Annotated in this window: 11 protein-coding genes; 4 read left to right on the forward strand and 7 right to left on the reverse strand. The window is 57.7% G+C overall.

Annotated features, from left to right (window positions below):
* Positions 1–278: 278 nt before the first annotated feature.
* A complete protein-coding gene (locus JKL46_RS27060) occupies positions 279–3,041 on the reverse strand; it encodes an alpha-L-rhamnosidase (RefSeq protein WP_201839037.1) in 2,763 nt (920 codons plus the stop codon).
* Positions 3,042–3,128: 87 nt separating this feature from the next.
* On the reverse strand, positions 3,129–4,325 hold the full coding sequence (locus JKL46_RS27065; protein WP_201839039.1) for an ABC transporter substrate-binding protein: 1,197 nt from the start codon (positions 4,323–4,325) through the stop codon (positions 3,129–3,131).
* 354 nt (positions 4,326–4,679) lie between these two features.
* Between JKL46_RS27065 and JKL46_RS27070 the strand changes: the two genes are divergently transcribed.
* Positions 4,680–6,335: a hypothetical protein gene (locus JKL46_RS27070; RefSeq protein WP_201839041.1), complete on the forward strand. Its 1,656-nt coding sequence runs from the start codon at positions 4,680–4,682 to the stop codon at positions 6,333–6,335.
* A 100-nt stretch (positions 6,336–6,435) separates the two neighbouring features.
* Positions 6,436–7,446 (forward strand): FCD domain-containing protein, encoded by a 1,011-nt coding sequence (locus JKL46_RS27075; protein ID WP_201839043.1) that lies wholly within the window; start codon positions 6,436–6,438, stop codon positions 7,444–7,446.
* A 137-nt stretch (positions 7,447–7,583) separates the two neighbouring features.
* Here JKL46_RS27075 and JKL46_RS27080 read toward each other — a convergent pair whose 3' ends face one another.
* The 4 genes from JKL46_RS27080 to JKL46_RS27095 form a co-directional block, all read right to left on the reverse strand.
* Entirely contained in the window at positions 7,584–7,805 is a 222-nt protein-coding gene (locus JKL46_RS27080; RefSeq protein WP_201839045.1) for a hypothetical protein, read from the reverse strand.
* A gap of 16 nt (positions 7,806–7,821) precedes the next feature.
* The gene (locus JKL46_RS27085) at positions 7,822–9,447 is read right to left on the reverse strand and encodes a patatin-like phospholipase family protein (RefSeq protein WP_201839047.1); all 1,626 of its coding nucleotides are present in this window, start codon (positions 9,445–9,447) and stop codon (positions 7,822–7,824) included.
* A 169-nt stretch (positions 9,448–9,616) separates the two neighbouring features.
* The gene (locus JKL46_RS27090; RefSeq protein ID WP_201839049.1) at positions 9,617–9,976 is read right to left on the reverse strand and encodes a hypothetical protein; all 360 of its coding nucleotides are present in this window, start codon (positions 9,974–9,976) and stop codon (positions 9,617–9,619) included.
* 1,369 nt (positions 9,977–11,345) lie between these two features.
* Positions 11,346–11,600 carry a hypothetical protein gene (locus tag JKL46_RS27095; protein ID WP_210381485.1) on the reverse strand — a complete coding sequence of 85 codons (255 nt, stop codon included), beginning with the start codon at positions 11,598–11,600 and terminating at the stop codon, positions 11,346–11,348.
* 291 nt (positions 11,601–11,891) lie between these two features.
* On the opposite strand from JKL46_RS27095, the gene JKL46_RS27100 reads away from it, so the two are divergent.
* Positions 11,892–12,665: a PRC-barrel domain-containing protein gene (locus tag JKL46_RS27100; protein WP_246529559.1), complete on the forward strand. Its 774-nt coding sequence runs from the start codon at positions 11,892–11,894 to the stop codon at positions 12,663–12,665.
* 1,092 nt (positions 12,666–13,757) lie between these two features.
* Complete coding sequence (locus JKL46_RS27105) at positions 13,758–15,191, forward strand: DUF6880 family protein (protein WP_201839051.1); 1,434 nt, start codon at positions 13,758–13,760, stop codon at positions 15,189–15,191.
* Positions 15,192–15,390: 199 nt separating this feature from the next.
* Here the strand turns inward: JKL46_RS27105 and JKL46_RS27110 are convergent, their stop codons facing one another.
* On the reverse strand, positions 15,391–15,618 hold the full coding sequence (locus JKL46_RS27110) for a hypothetical protein (protein ID WP_201839052.1): 228 nt from the start codon (positions 15,616–15,618) through the stop codon (positions 15,391–15,393).
* Positions 15,619–15,639: the final 21 nt, after the last annotated feature.

A 15,639-nucleotide genomic window follows, 5' to 3' on the forward strand; every position in this document is an offset into this window, starting at 1 on the left:
GTTATTTCATTATAATGGCCTGTTGAAGGCTCCCCCCGCGAGTAAGCCAGCCAGGATTGAATATGGTCTTGAGGACCGCATAAATGGGAGCCGGGGCCGGCTCACGATACGACATGGCTTCACGGAAGACGCTCAATGCGAAGAACCTTGAGGTCCTTGTAGCCGAGTGCCTAGTTGAGTTGCTGATCGAGATCAGCCAGGCAATGCGCATGCCCTTCCATGAGTTTCGATGCAGCATTTAATCGATCGCAGTAAGCAGCCTCATTGGTTAAAGATCGTTAGCATGCTTGCGTGTGCGAAGTATGTTTGTGCCATACATTCACTTGGTAGTTTCCTGACCCAAGTGATAGCGTGACCGTGTGAATGTCTTGATCATCTGCGATCTCTCGATTGTTGAGGAAAATACGAGCGCCTACGTCCCGGAACAGGATGATATTGGCAGTTGTATTCGCAGGAATGGAGAACTCGTACGAAATCCCTTCAGGATGCCGGCGCCAAGCTGCACGGATCGGCCCACGAGGTGAGCCAAATTCAGCACTGCACCATTCGATACCTTTGCCAAGGATAGGACTTAACGAAAATTTTTTGAAAGCGCCGGCCTGTCCTGCCGTTCCGATTCCAGCCATACTGCCATAGAGCCACTCGCCAACAGCGCCGAACGCATAATGGTTGAAGGAATTCATGCTTGGCGTCTGAAAGCCACGGTCTTTTGTCCAGCCATCCCACCGCTCCCAAACTGTGGTCGCTCCATTCACGATCGAATAGCCCCAGGACGGGTAGGTCGTATCGAGCACGAGATGATAGGCCAGATCCGGACGTCCATACGCGGTCAGGATTGGGCAGAGATGCCGCACGCCGATGAAGCCCGTTGTGAGATGCCAATCATGGGCTTCCAAATCAGCAACTAAGTGGCTGAATGCCGCCTCCTCAAGCTCGGTGGGAAACATCCCTGTGTAGAGGCCAAGGAGATACGCAGTTTGTGTTCCGCCCTGAACGCGTCCGGCGGCATCAATGAAGGCTCGCTGAAAGGACGAGCGGATCTTCTCATGCAAACGTGTGTATTCCGCGAAATCTTCGGCGCGCCCCAAGATCTCGGCCGTCTTCGCCATCACCTGCGCGGTTAGTGCATAATAGGCTGTGGCGAGGACAGGCTTCGATGCGGTTCCATCGAGGGAGAGCCAATCGCCATAATTGAGGTTAAGCTCATGTAGACGCAGTCCCTCAGGATTGGCGCGGCCGACATAATCCATCCACCGACGCATCGAGGCGTAGTGGTCGCGAAGGATGCGGACGTCGCCGTAGCGTTCGTAGTGCCAGAACGGCACCAACACGCCGGCATCGCCCCATGCGGGCGCTCCATTTCGATCAGAGCAGATTCGGGGAGCGACATCAGGGAAAGCCCCCTCCTTGCTCTGGGCGTCCTGAACGTCAATGAGCCATTTCCGATAAAAGGCCGAGACATCGGCCAGATAGGCTGCTGTGTGGAAGAAGACCTGAGCATCGGCGGTCCACCCCAGACGCTCGTCCCGTTGCGGGCAGTCGGTAGGAACGGCAAGAAAGTTACCACGCTGTGACCATGCAATGTTGGCATGAAGCCGGTTGATAATCTCGCTTGAGGTTTCAAACGAAATGGTACGCCTCAGGTCGTTGCCGAGGACGCGTGCAACCGCCGCATGAAGACTCGGTTGGGATGGCAAGCCGCTGACAGCGGCATAGCGAAAGCCATGGAAGGTAAACTGCGGCTCGTACAGTTCCTCACTCTCACCGGACGCCACATAAATGTCGTGAGCAGGCGCGCTTCGCAAATTCGCGGTGTAGAGTGAGCCATCCGGGTTCAACGCCTCGGCATGCCTGATGGAAACCGTTGTCCCGCGTGGCGCTGCAACGCGCAGGCGCACTCGACCAACGATGTTCTGGCCAAAGTCGAACACCCAACTTCCGTCGGGCGCCGCCCGAACTGCAACAGCCGGAATTTCCATCTGGACACGGATAGGCTCTTCTCGTTGCGCCTCCAGCTTGGCGGGTGTTCCCCGGCCGGCACCGCAAGGACGCCAGCCGCTCGCTAGGAACCCAGGCCGGTCCCAACCTGGTGCCGCAAGGGTCGCGTCGCACTTCTCACCTTTAAGGAAGTCGGAGTAGACCAGCGCTCCGCGGCCAGCCTGCCAGTGCGGGCCAGTCCCGATTGCTTCTACCTCACCATCTTCGTAGACAATCCGAAGGAATGCGAGAAACTCGGGCTTGCTGCCATAATGAGCCGCAGGTTTGCGCCTGTTGTAGCCGACATAGCCGCTGTACCAGCCATCGCTTATGAGAGCAGCGAGAACATTGTCGCCGAGCACGAGGTTGCTTGTGATGTCGAAGGTCTGATAGGAGAGACGCTTGGCGTAGTCAGTCCATCCTGGTGCGAATTCATGATCGCCAACCGTGCCGCCATTGAGGCTGGCTTTGTACACGCCGAGGGCCGTCGCATAAAGACGCGCGGACGCAACCGGCCGGCGGATCGTAAAGGAGCACCTCAGATAAAGACACGGATCGAGGCTGAACTCATTATCGTAGGTAGTGCCCGCTGGTGGAAGCTTCCCTTCCGGACCTACATCCGGCACCCTGATCCAAGTGGCTGGCCACGATCCGCCCCTAAGGCCTGTCTCGAACCACGCGATCTGTGCCGCAGCGGAATGTGAGCCGTTTTCATCCCAAAGCTCAACCGTCCAGTAGTACCGGGTGAAGGGGGAAAGGGGCCTACCCCTATAAACGATGTGGAGACTTTCGTCGCTCTCGATGCGCCCCGTATCCCAATGGGTTCCGAGACCCTCCGCGACCGTTTGCCGGTCGTCGGAAACGATGATCCGGTAGGCAGACTGTAAACGGTTATATCCAGTTCCTACGACTTGCCAGCTGAACCCAGGATGGGGCTCGTCCATACCTAAAGGGTTCACGAGCATCTCGCAGGTGAGATGCTCAGCTCTAAGACTCGCCGCCTGGCTCTCGTCAACGTATTTCGACAGAAGCTGAGACGCACCAGGCATCACTGAATCGGACATGCTGGCTCCGGAATGGAGGAACCGCCCAAGTGTGGGCCAGTCCCCCTTCAATGTGCCGTTTTTCGGGAGGTGATCGGCATACGCTGCTCAGCGGCGGCTAAGCACTGAGGTGGCCTCGCGCATGAACGACTTCGCCGCTTCAGTCGGGCTGAGCCGACCAAAGCCGACCTGCTCATTCGTTCGGCGAAGCAGCAACGAGACTTCCCCTGAGCCATTCGGCGGCGGCGGCGGTGTCGGCGCAGCACGCTGGGATACCAGCGAGATGTAGTCGACCATGGAGCGGCTCGTCTCATCCAGCCGCTCGAGCAGCGCCTGGCGCACGGCGGCAGACCCGGGTGGTCCTCGCTCGACGCCGAGCGCGGCCGCCGCGTCGGGATCATGGGTGAAGAAGTTGATGAAATCTCCCGCCAATGTGGGGTTCTTTGATCCGGCATAGATAGAGAAGAATTGTGAGGGTCGGAGTGCTTGGCCAGGCTTGGCCTGCGGGCCACCACTGGGCGCGGTGGTGATGCCCAGCTTCCCTTTATTCACCGCCTGAAAGCCAACCAACTGGTTCGCCACGGCATAGGCGACTGCCGCCTTGCCCAAGGTCAGCGCCATGGACTCGATCGTCTGCTTGTTTAAGGCCTGGATATCCGGGGTCACGCACGCCCCGCTTTTCCGCAAGCCATCCCAATAGGCGAACCAATCGGCCAGGTCGGGCTCCTGGAATCCGAGTTGTCCGTCAGGGGTGTAAAGCAAGCCGCCGCGCTGGGTAACCCAGACCTCGAGCACGTAGTCGCCGCCACCCTCATCGGGCAGTCCGTAATAGCCCTGCATTCCCGCAGCATTGGCGGCCTTGGTGATGGCAAGGCCAATCTCACTCTGTTGCTCCCACGTGGTCGCGGGTGTCGGCGGCGCGATTCCGAATTTCTGGAACGCTGTTTCATCGTAGATCAGGGCAAGGGCACTCAGACCCAGAGGTACGGCATAGAGCTTCCCGTCAACCCGCCCTGTATCGAGAGCGGCTGGCGCAAAGTCGGACACGTTGAGCGTGGAGCCAATCATGTCGTCGAGCGGACGCAAGGCGCCGCGTCGGGCGAAATCGTGCAGGAAGCGGTATTCGGTCTGAATGACATCCGGAGCGTTGCGGCCCGCCACCTGTGTGGCCAACTTCGCCTGATAGCTGTCGAATCCGAGGAACTCACCGCTGATCGAGACGCCTGGCCGGGCGGCCTCGAACAGCTTCGCGACCTTGTTGGTCCGATCCGCCCGATCCTGGCTGCCCCACCAGAAGAGCCGCATAGCCTTGTCCTGAGCCGCTGCCGGCAGCCACTGTGCGCTCGATCCCAGTACGAGACCGGCTGTCCCGGCCAGCAGATGACGTCGCGAAATATTAGGCATAACTCCTCCCAAAGCCGCCACCGGCACAAAATTGATTATGCGTGCAAAGTTAAATACCTTAAGTTTAGTGCCGTCAAGCGCTTCAAGGGGCTTTAAGGGCAAGCTCAAGATCGGAGCGAGCTGCAGTAGTCGCTCTTGACATGAGCCTAAGCCTTCATCTCAGATAGGACTGCCGCATGAGGGGGGCTTCAGACTGCGAGACCTGGAGCTTAGACCTTGACCATATCAACATTCTGAACTTTGTCGGAAAAATACATGTCGGACTTCGCCTTACGGGGCCTTGAGATCCATAGCTCACGCCTCTGGCAGATGGCTCAAATCGACCGGACCTTGGACTTCATGACAAGGACGGGCCTCAACGCCCTCATCTTCCACCAGAACGACATCATCGATGAGTTGGTGTTGCCCTCACAGTACTTCGACGAGGCGCAGATGCTCGCCCGCTGGCCCATCCGTTTCGCCCGCCTGTGGGACAATCGCATCTATATGAACCAAGTGGTTCGAAAGGCCGGTGAGCGCGGCATCCGCATCTTCTTTCAGACCAAAGAAATATGGTATCCCGAGCCCCTGCTCGAGACCCACCCAGAACTGCGCAACCCGGACGGATCGATCTGCCCGACGAACCCCTTCTGGTGGCAGTTCGTCTCCGATAAGATGCGTGACGTCATCGCCCACGTTCCCGGCTTTGCTGGCGTCATCGTAAGCCCCGGCACGCGCGAAAGCCGGGTGTCGATCTCGGCCAACGCCTGCACCTGCGAACGCTGCCGGCGAACCGACCCAACCACATGGTATCGGGATCTGCTCGCCACGATGCATGCGCCCCTAGCCGAAGGCGGCAAGACCCTGGCCGTCCGCGATTTTTCCTGGACTCTGGAGCAGCAGAGCCAGATCGTCGATGGCGCTTCCCTGGTGTCGCGCGACATCACCATCCAGCTCAAGAACACACCACATGACTTCTATCCGACCTTCCCGCACAATCCCCGCATCGGACACTGCAACGGCCATCCGCAATGGCTCGAATACGATACCTGGGGCCAGTTCTATGGCCTTGGCATCTTTCCGGTCAGCGTTGCCGAGGACATCAAGGCGCGCCTCACCCATGCTAAGGACAAGGGCGTATCTGGTGTCATCTTCCGCACGGATTGGGAGATCATCCTCGACCAAAGTGTCTTCAACAGCTGCAATCTGGTGAATCTGGTCGCCGGCGCTATGCTGGCGGAGGACATCGGCACACCATTGGAAACCATCTATCGCATCTGGCTCGGCATCGGGGTTATGACTCCGTATCTGTCAGGGTCCTACCTGCAGCAGCCGGTCCGGCCGACAGCTCCAGATGCGCACATACGTTGGGCAGCCTATTTCTCACAGGCATGGAAGGTGATCGAGAAGGGTATCTACGCGCGCGGACATGTGTTTCATGAGAACTCCATGTTTCCCGACACGGCGGAGAAACCCTATTTCTACATGGTCGATTTCCATGGCCGCGATGATTGGGAGCCCGGGGCCTCTGCTCTCGTTATCCCAACCGACGAGAACCTGCCACTGCTTCTCGGTGAGAAGGATGATGCCGTCGCGCTGGTCAGGGCCTTGGAGTCGACTCTCGACATCCCCACCATGGGCTTGCCTGAGGACATGGCGCAGGATCTGCAGGATATGCTCGCCCTGTTCGAGCTATATATCCGAACCTTCAAAACCATCGCCGAAGCGGTTTTCCTCGTGTACCGCGCTCGGCATGGCCTCGATGCGACCGCAGCATCACAGGCGCTCGACACGCTGCCTGCGCTGACTGCCTTGCGGGACGAGGTCGAGACAGTTCTGGCGTCCCGTGAGCACCCTCACCTGGTCTTGGAGATGATGGACCCGCAGCGTTTGACCGATCTGATCTCCGACATCCGAGAGCGCTGCGCCTGAGGCAGCCATACGGAGGAGGCCCTTGGGCTCCCTGGACCTCGGGCTGACGCCTGCTAGGATGAGGGTGAGCCTGAAGAGAGCGTTAGCAAAGGAGCGCCACGTGTCGACCAAAGCGTCAGCCCAGCTACGCCGTCCTAACCTCGTTGTCTACGAAGCGATCAAGGACATCCTGCGCTCGAAAGCTCCTGAAGCGGATATTAGCATCTCTGTCGCTGCCGTAGCCAATCACTTCGAGATCAGCCGACCTCCGGTACAGCGCTCGCTCAATCGGCTGGTCGGGGAAGGCGAGCTCCAGATCGGCGCCAGTGGAAAATATGTTCGCCCGGCCCTTCGCAAAATCAGCAGCGCTCCCGCAGTCCTCTCGATCGACGCAATCCTCGGAGATGTTCCTGATCAACTTTTGCGCGAAGCACAGGAGCGCTCCTCCTGGCAAAAGCTCTATATGGATGTGGAGCGAGCTATCGTCGGCGTTTTGCCCTTTGGTTCATACAAGCTAATCGAATCCAATCTGGCGGAGTTCTATGGCGTCAGCCGGACAGTGAGCAACCAGGTCCTGCTATTGCTGGAGGCACGCGGCTTTATCACGCGCGGGCCAAAAGGGCGCTGGCGTGTCGATCAACTCACGCAGCGGCAACTGATGGACATCTATCAGCTGCGGCGGCTATTGGAGCCCGTAGCGCTTCTTGAGTCGGCACCGGCCCTGACACCGGAATTCATCGAAACCGCTCTTCAGCGCTTGGAAGAAGCAGAGCGCGCAGGTGGCAACTTACATCCAGATGAGTTGCAAAGGCTGGAACATGACCTCCATGTGACCTGCCTGACAAATTGCCTAAACAAGCCTCTCCTCACGGTTATCGAGCACTCGCAGGCGTTGCAGATCGCAGCCATGAAGTTCCCCAACTCATCCATCGACGGAGCGCATAGAACGGACTACATTCGCGAGCATCGTCTCGTCTTCAACGCCCTTGCAGGCGGTGCCCACGATGCGGCAGCTGAAGCACTCATCTATCACCTACAGAGATCTGAAGCACGCGCCTCCCATTGGCTTGACGTGGCTGAACATATCGTGCCCCCGGAGTTACCCACGTTCCTGTCACCGATCTTGTCTTGATGATCGCCCCGAAAGCGTTGCAATACAGAATAGCATCAACTGATGTAATGAACTTTATAGCTTCGATTGACGTATCAGCGTTCCATAATGCTCATTATGCGAAATGTTATATTATAACGATATTTTGAGGGACGCCCTTACCGCTTCAGAGCACTCGCCTTCAGCTTCGGATCCGTAATCCGGGCCAGATTGCGGTCATGCTCCTCGACAATCCGCTGCGCCTTGGCCGTGAGCGTCCGGCTGCTTTCAGCCGCTTTCGCCCGCACCCGTTCAACGAAGCTCGGGTCGAGCGTGTTGCGTTGGCCAGTCGAGCCTGAGGATCTGGCGGCGGCTGCGCCACGAAGGATTTTCACGCCCATGAATAACCAAGCCTTGCTAACGCTTAAGCGGTTCCTCAAATATGGTGTTGATTCCCTCAGAGAGCAAGTTGATGACGCTCTCGAGGTCTGGGGCCTCTGCGGCCACCTGCTCGTCGCCCTCCACGACAATGACAAAGGCAGGCTCATCCTGCTCGGCTGTGAACACCGGAACGCACAGCGACCATGCGAGTTCCGGCCATATCAGGCGTCGGCGCTGCCGGTTCGCTGGACCTGGAAGGATCTCGGTACCTTCCGCATCGTAAAGCAATCCGGCCACCTGGGCGATTTCTGTAAAGGTGGGCTCTCGGCCCAACCAGGTTCGGCCGGCAAGCGAACCTTCCATCGGCAACAGCATCGCCTCATCGGTATGCTCCTCGTAGCCGATCCCATGCCGGAGCCTGAGCGAGCGGTACAACCCGGCTTCTTTGATAGCGAGGGCAACCCGTATACGGCCGGCCAAAGCCCCCGAGGCGAAAATCCTTTCCTGCTCCTCCAGCACGGCACGGGTGAGCACATACGCATCCCTGGTGGCCTCTCGAAGAACACCTGGTCCCTCCAGAAGCCGCTGCACAATGCGGGCTCGAGCATAGTCCGTTGCTTCCGCGACCGCCTTCAAAGCGGCATCCGCGCCGATATCGAAATCCAACACCTTCAGCTGGGTTTCCATCGGAACCACTTCGAGCCGGCCGACAGCACGTTTGTTCAAAACAGAGGAGCCGAAGATCGCCGTTTTCACGGCAGCTCCGAGCCATCCCGTCGGAGAAACCGGAGCGTTCGAGGTTGTGTCGATGATCTCGACGGCAATCGTCAGGGCGTCGGGATCGAGAGCACGCTCCTCGTCGAAGGGCCACGCCGGCAAATTCGACACGAGGCCACCATCCAGAAACACGGACGATCCAAACTTGAAGGGGCGGAATATCACGGGAAGGCAAATTGAGGCCGCCACAGCATCGGCAACCAAGATGTCCGGTGTTTGCTCGGGTGAGAACAGCCTGAGCTGACGTGCATTCAGGTCGGTGGCAACTATCTTCAAGGTTGGCCGGCCATCAACGCCGAAATCGGAGAACCGAACATCACGCCCCGATTCAGTGGGAAAAACTCGCTCCTGCAACAGCTTCCGCAAGGCGTCCCGAAAGATATGTACACTCGACAGTCCGCTGAGCAGCCAGAGGCCTCCAATCACACCGACGATGATCCAAACGGCTACTGCGAGCGCTACAGCCCATTTGCCGTAATCGTGGGCGACGACCACAGAGCCAAACAGGGCGAGAAGCAGCAAGCTGACTGATGCAATCCGGCGCCAGCCGGAGAAGGCTACCGCTGCAGAACGTAAAGCAGCAATCCGTGCCCACCCTCCCCGGCCGAAAATGTCGGTTGCCGCTCGGAACTTCGGACCAAGCAATGGAAGCAGTGTTGTGCCACGGATGGGATCTGCCATGTCATCGGCATGCATCCCGGTCGCTCGCAGGGCTGCAACGATAGCACCTGCTGACGTGCCGGCGAGACCAGTGATATTCGCTCCATACTCCTCGAGCGCCTTCAGGGCGCCGATGTGGACAAGTCCTTTTGCGCCTCCCCCTTCGAATGCGACGAACACACGATCAACAGTCCCGTCTTCGGCAGGCTTGCTCTCCTGGATCATCAATCTTTCGCCTCAGCCTCGTCATACCGCGCTTCAGTAGGTTTGACCGCCGGTAGCTAGCAGACTCAGGTAAAGACAGTACTGAGAACAGTCATATGCTCGGCAGTGTTGCTAGGTTGATGTAAGGAGGATTGGCGAAATTTCTGGAACTGCGGTCGCATTTGCCTGGTTAGGCCGCTTTGCTAATCGGGTAATCTGGAGCTAGCAGGAACTCGTACGGTCCGACGCGATCTGCGGCCGCTTCGAGCCGGCTGCAAAAGCGCAGATGCGCATCCTTGAGAAGGCGCCGGCCTCTTGCGCTGGGCTGCGAGAGCCTGGTGTTCTCCCCAACCAGTGCTACCGCCGCGGCGTACAGGTCATCGGCGGCAGCCGCAATCCCAGGGTTCCGCTCAAACAGGCGCAGAGCTCGAACCAAATGTAAGCCGAGATCACGCAAGTCGGTACCACAGCCACCCTGCTCGATCTCCCTTAAGACGGGTGCAATCGACGCAAGCTTCTCATCAACTGCGTCCGTGAGAATCTTGAACATCTTCCTCTCGCCTTATGGGAAATAACTCTAGGGCCGCCTCGGAGCACGAGAGGAGAATGTGCGATTATGGTTAACGAGCGATTACCTAGCCAGAGCAACTGGTGCGCCACACCTCGATTGGGTGCACTTGCGAAAACCGCAGAGCCTTTGGAGTGCCACGGACCGTAACCGACTCAGGGCTTGCATCTGAAGCAACCAACTTAAGCCGCCGCTAACCCGAGACATCGGATCTTGAACGAGTATCGCTGTGCAAGAACAAATGTTGCTGGGATCAGCAGTCGATCGATTACATGGCTTCATCGACCTGAGCCTTTCGAAGGAAATCCAAGCGACTAACTCGGGTTTCCCGTAGGAGCTTTCGGAAGAGTAATCTCGATTTGCCTTTGGCCCACGGTAGTTCAGCACAGGTCAGAAGCGTGGACTTGGCTGCCGCAAAAGACCCCAAGCGAGGCACATTCCAGCCCAGATTGCTTAGGAGCATGAGAGAACCTTGGAGATTCTCATGACGCATTTGGACGATCAGATTGCGAAGCACATTCAAGAAATGGTCCGTAGGGCCACGCGGAAATTAGGCGAACATCAAGAGCTGCTATCGAAGCCTGATACGCTCAATCGAATTGTCCAAGGTCTCAGGCGAGGTCCCAACTATTTCTACGACCTAATACCACCCCGACACCTTCCTCCGCGAGATGACCGCTCAGAGACTTGAGCATCAATTGCTCAAGTAGCCTTCGCCGTCCGTGAGCTCGAAGTCGGTATGGGTTCCAAACCTGCCCTCCCGTCGGCGTTTGCCATTTTATTGCCAAGGTTTAGGGCAAAGGTCCCCGCATTGCACAAGTAAGTAGTTTTATATCATCAATGCATTAATTAGCTGTCGGCATACCAGCCGCAATCCTGATCATATCGGGTGGGGTAACTCCTCAGGTGTGTTGATGTGATCCGCTTTAAGGACAACAATCTCAATGACCTTAGGCGGCATAGGTATTTAGGGGCGTGCCATGGATACATTGTCATTATTGATTGTTGCCTTTGCGTCGGTCCTTGTTTCCCTCGTAGCCTATCTCGGCATAAGTGACTACATCCACCCTGTTTCAGACCTGAAATTCAGAGGGATTTACGCACGTAGGACGCCGAGGCGGTACCGTTGATCTTTCTCAACAGCGTTTTTACTCGCGCTCTTCCACTAGATGCGGCCTAGGCATAAGGAAAAGGGCGGTCATCTAATGCCCCGTTAGAAGGCATAGGAAGTTCCCCAAAGGCTTCGCCCATCACCGTCGGCTTAGCCACACCGCGATCAATCGCATGTCCTGCTGTCCGCGCTCCTAGGGTCGTTATCCTGGTGTGAATCCTCGCGTCTGAAGCAGTTGGCTCACACGCGAGGGTTTCCTCTCAGATCAATCGCAGCGACGAACCCGTCGAACTTCAACGCGGCCCCAACGATCCGTTTCTTCAATCGTGACATCCCGGCAGCGCTCTTCGTAACGGCCGTAACGTCGATCTTCACGTCGAGCATCTCGCCTGCCCTGCTCATAGGCCCGTTCGGCCTCTTGGCGCTGACGCCAACGCTCACGGCGCTCACGCTCCTCCTGCTGAGGATCACGAACACCCACCTGAGGGCGACCATCTGGGCCAATGCCGAATTGAAGCGTTGGCTGAGCAAAAGAAGGCGTTGCCATAACGAGACCAGAGCCAACTATAATCGTCGCCAGAGAAGCAAATTTTCTCATATATTCGATCCCTTGAAAATCATTCTGTAACGCTAATACTTACACGTTGTTCCACCATTTGGCGCCGAACACGCTTTATATGCTGATCTTGGTCCTTCTTCCCTCCTTCCTGGGGCATTGTTCTTCCAGATGCCTGATACGGGAGAGAGGGAAGAGGATCAAAACCGTGGCGTGACGACCTGCTGAAGATGCTGGACCGGGTCTGTTTGTTAGGAAAGCTCATGCTGTGGGGCAATGCTAATCCGACGCGCACCGATACCTGCCTTAGACGTCAGAAGGCGGGCCCGAACGGACGGCTTCGCCTGCCGTTAGTCTTGTATGAGCCACATGGCCCGAACAAGACGATGGAGGAAGACATGCTTAGTAAGCATCTCGCATTAGCTTTTCTCGGCACGGTCTTGGCGGCGGCTCCTGCCCTGGCGCAAACCAACCAGCCCGCAGGTACAATGCCAGCACCTTCGGCGGGTGACAGTAGTTTCGGCGCGAAAGAACCGGTGCGCATGGACACCGGGAACTGGATGACCCAGGAGCAATCGGGGCAGTGGCGAGCCTCCAGGCTCGAGGGCTTGGATGTCTACAACGACAACAACGAGAAGATCGGGGACATTAGCGAACTCCTGGTGGACAGCAGCGGCAAGATACAGGCCGTAATCGTCGGTGTCGGAGGGTTCCTGGGCATCGGTGAACGCGATGTGGCAATCCCATTCGAGCAGATCAGGCTCGTGAACGAGCCGCGTGCTGTCGCAACCACAGGCACCGATCCGAATGCTTCGATACCGCCGAGGGCGACGGCCACGGCTCCGGGACCGGCCAGCCCGGCCGCGCCATCGACCACCGGCACGGTGGCCATGGATCGGCCTGGCGATGCGGCTGCTCGCGCGACACCGGATCATGCGGTGCTAACGACAAGCATGACCAAGGATCAGTTGAAGGCGGCTCCCGAGTTCAAATACACTCGGTAGGATGATGGATCGTGACGAAGGGGCCATATGCCCCCTTCGGCTTCTTCTGCAGCCGGATTCAAGGTGACGCAAAAGCCATCGATCAAATTCCCGATGTGCCGTGCGATGGATGAGGCCGTTTCATCCTACTGCGCTACACAGCCGAATACATTTGCAGTCTCTTTGTTCTGACCGGAGCTATTCTGGCAGCCGGGAGTCGCCCGACACGTTTCGTGATAAGGATGGTGCATTCTTGACAGGCTTTGATACGACGAAGCTCGCCGGCAACCTGACGAGGTCAATATGGAACGACCCGCTGTCAAACGCGCTCGCGGCGTTGGGAGAATCGGAACCGGAAGGAGATGGAAAAATTCAGGGCAAGGTCCCAATGTCGAAAATTACGACTTTCTGCCCGCTATCCACAGTCTTATAAAAAGATAGTTAACGCACTCTCGTCCCATCTCTATTGCTACTGAAGCAGTGATTTGGAGGCGGCCATGGGAAGCAGCGTCGAAGGCGGGAGACGAGTTTCCATGATGTCGGACGAAGAACTTTTGCGTGCCATCAGCGAGGATCTCCGAAGTTTATATACCGACATCATTCGCCAGCCCCTGCCTACGAAGATTGAAGCTGCTTTGGTTCGCATAGAGGGTGCTCAACGCGAGGTTAGGAATCTGACTCGGCCAGGGTCACACTGGGCAAGTTTACCTGAGCTTTAAGTACCAGCCAGAACGGCAAACGCTGTTATGAGGGAGATGGCAACGACGCCATAGTCAGCCCAGGTGCGCCACTGCGCCTGGGTATGAAAATTCACTTCACCGAGCATTCGCCACCCTCCTCTCTGGCTTTTCCACGCAAATCAATGTTCCCTTATTGTTCTCCATCCATCAACTTGGGTCAAGTCATCGAGGACAACTTTCACAAGGCTGAGTGTCGCTAGAGCATCGGACTCGAAAGTGGACCTGCTTTTGGGCCAATCCGATGCTCATCCCCATTCAGCAGCGCCTGATTGGGGCGGATATGTCGGGGGCCTCCCCCACTCGTAACTCAGTAGAATTGATCGTCGTCCGTTGGACCACATAAATGGGTGCAAGCACGCGCTCGGGATGCGACATGGCTTCACGCAAAACTCTGAATGCGAAGAATCTTGCGGGGCTCGGCGCTGAGCGACTGGCTGAGTTGCTGATCGAGATCAGCCGCGGCAATGCGGCGGCCCAACGCCGCCTGCGGCTGGAACTGGCCGCCGCCGCCAGCCCTGCCGATATGGCGCAGGAGATCCGTAAGCGCCTGACAGCTATTTCCAGATCCCGCTCCTTCGTCGATTGGCACCAGCGCAAGGCCCTTGCTGCAGATCTTGAGACCCAGAAACAGGCGATTGCCCAGGTAGCCAAAGTCGATGCCGCTGAAGCACTAGATCTCCTTTGGCGCTTCATGGCACTGGCCAATTCGATCTTCAATCGATGTGATGACAGCAGCGGAAGCGTGTTGGCCGTCTTTCAGGCCGCATGTAATGATCTTGGTGACATTGCCAAATCAGCGAATGTCGCTCCCAACGTGCTCGCCGAGCAGACTTACCGCGCTTTGACCGAGAACGAGTTTGGTCAGTATGACCGCTTGATCGCAGTTCTGGCTCCAGCCCTCGGCCCGACGGGCCTCGACCACCTCAAGCAACTCATCCTCAAGCTGTCGCACGAACCCCTGCCGAAACCACGAGATGAAGACCGGAAAGTCATTGGTTGGAGTTCGCGCGGCGCCATTTACGCCGACGATCTGGCCGAGAGCCATCGCAAGAGCGTTGTGCGACTGGCGCTCGAGGCAATCGCTGATGCGCAAGGAGATGTGAACGCCTTTATCGCACAGCAAGGTGAGAAGGCACGGCGCGTTCCGAGTGTTGCCGTCGAGATCGCCCAACGGCTCCTGGCTGCCGGTCGCGCCGAGGAGGCCTGGACTGCGATCAATGCCGTCGATCAGGATCGACCCGGCTGGGTTCCCGTCGAGTGGGAGCAGGCCCGACTTGAGGTTCTCGAGACCCTCGGACGCGCCGATGAGGCGCAGGCGTTTCGCTGGGCCAGCTTCGAGCGCTCACTCAACCCGGAGCATCTACGCTCCTATCTCAAGCGCCTGCCCGACTTCGAGGACCTTGAAGCCGAGGAGCGGGCCATCGCCCATGCGCGGAGTCATCCGAGCGTGCACGTTGCCTTGGGGTTTCTGGTGACCTGGCCGGCGCTGGACCAAGCCGCACACTTGGTGCTCGCCCGTGCCGGCGAACTCAATGGTGACTTCTACGAGATCCTGGCCCCGGCCGCGGCTGCTCTGGAGGACAAGCATCCCCTGGCGGCCACCGTTCTTCGCCGGGCCCTGATCGACTTTGCCCTGGAGCAGAACCGGACCAAGCGGTACCAGCACGCCGCTCGCCACCTTGAGGAGTGCGAGAACTTGGCTGACCGGATCGAGGATTTCGGCACCTTCGAGACGCACAATGCCTACATGAGCCGCCTCAAAGCCGAACATGGCCGCAAAAGCTCGTTCTGGAACCTGGTCATATGAAGGGGCGAAATCAGTCACTGAAGCAGCCGTATTGGGACTATGCCTGACGCAGAACCATAGCTTTGCTCTCGCTTCAACGAAGCCGCGAGAAATTACAGCACGCTACGCAGCCGCATGTGCTTTCGGCATGCGGTCTGCGCACCTTTGTCTCATGGGATCAATGTCACGAGCATCAAGCCATTTCCTCTCAGAGAATGTATCACGCGTCGGCAGGATGCTCCCCGATGAGAGTTCCAATCAGCCGTAGTAATTCTTGCTGTTCCGGACCGGCGCCGCGATTCAGGAAAGTCGCGATCTCCTCATGCTCCACCTGCCCTCCAGACGCCGCATTGGCTTCGTGGCGAATGAACACCGCACCTGAAGGATCTGCAATGAGGTACCAGCGATCGCCGCTTGAGCTTTCGTAGAGCTTACGCACCTTTTTCATGCGAATTCCACCTCGGAGGGT

The sequence above is a fragment of the Microvirga zambiensis WSM3693 genome (assembly GCF_016735695.1).
In the GTDB taxonomy this organism is placed as follows: Bacteria; Pseudomonadota; Alphaproteobacteria; order Rhizobiales; family Beijerinckiaceae; genus Microvirga; species Microvirga zambiensis.

Excerpts from the sequence above, each read along its gene's own strand:
- JKL46_RS27060 (WP_201839037.1), bottom strand. The coding sequence starts at position 3,041 with ATGTCCGATTCAGTGATGCCTGGTGCGTCTCAGCTTCTGTCGAAATAC.
- JKL46_RS27065 (WP_201839039.1), bottom strand. The coding sequence starts at position 4,325 with ATGCGGCTCTTCTGGTGGGGCAGCCAGGATCGGGCGGATCGGACCAAC.
- JKL46_RS27070 (WP_201839041.1), top strand. The coding sequence starts at position 4,680 with ATGTCGGACTTCGCCTTACGGGGCCTTGAGATCCATAGCTCACGCCTC.
- JKL46_RS27080 (WP_201839045.1), bottom strand. The coding sequence starts at position 7,805 with ATGGGCGTGAAAATCCTTCGTGGCGCAGCCGCCGCCAGATCCTCAGGC.
- JKL46_RS27085 (WP_201839047.1), bottom strand. The coding sequence starts at position 9,447 with ATGATCCAGGAGAGCAAGCCTGCCGAAGACGGGACTGTTGATCGTGTG.
- JKL46_RS27090 (WP_201839049.1), bottom strand. The coding sequence starts at position 9,976 with ATGTTCAAGATTCTCACGGACGCAGTTGATGAGAAGCTTGCGTCGATT.
- JKL46_RS27095 (WP_210381485.1), bottom strand. The coding sequence starts at position 11,600 with ATGGTCGCCCTCAGGTGGGTGTTCGTGATCCTCAGCAGGAGGAGCGTG.
- JKL46_RS27100 (WP_246529559.1), top strand. The coding sequence starts at position 11,892 with ATGCTGGACCGGGTCTGTTTGTTAGGAAAGCTCATGCTGTGGGGCAAT.
- JKL46_RS27105 (WP_201839051.1), top strand. The coding sequence starts at position 13,758 with ATGGCTTCACGCAAAACTCTGAATGCGAAGAATCTTGCGGGGCTCGGC.
- JKL46_RS27110 (WP_201839052.1), bottom strand. The coding sequence starts at position 15,618 with ATGAAAAAGGTGCGTAAGCTCTACGAAAGCTCAAGCGGCGATCGCTGG.